The following is a 500-nucleotide window of genomic DNA, read 5'->3' on the forward strand; positions in this document are numbered from 1 at the left end:
GGGCTGCACGATAAATCTCGAGAGTCGGCATGAACACTGTTACGCCGTAGAGCTAGAGCGCGACCGAGACGTCCTAGCCTATTACGAGCAGCCTCCAACGGTGGAGTGCGTGCGTGATACCCGGAAGGGGAAACGCCCGTACCCCTACACGCCTGACTTCATTGTGCTGGGGAAGACAGGACTATTCGTCGCACAGGTCAAGGACACCTCCGAGCTCGAAGATTTGGTGGAGACGCGCCTTTCCTGGACGAAATGTGACAACAACTATGTTGACCTGGCAGCTCGAGACCTCTTCGCGTCGATCGGCATCCGCCATGTAGTCATCCCGTCCAGCAGCCTTTGCAAGCAAGTCACCCAGAATCTTCTCACGCTCCGTCAGGTCGAGTTGGCCGCCGCAGATCCGGCGGTAGAGCGGGCTGCCCTGTCGCATGTTTTTCAGAGAAGAGTCGTGACGATGTCCGAGGTGATGCAGAAGATCCACACTCAAGATTGCACATCAC

The 500-nt window shown here is 57.0% G+C and carries 1 protein-coding gene; it reads left to right on the forward strand.

The genetic code is table 11. The features are described 5' to 3' along the window. Positions 1 to 109: 109 nt before the first annotated feature. The coding region (locus tag ACXJKJ_RS32530) for a hypothetical protein (RefSeq protein ID WP_457395899.1) at positions 110 to 500 on the forward strand (391 nt) is incomplete at its 3' end.

It is taken from the genome of Roseateles sp. P5_E1 (assembly GCF_054049335.1).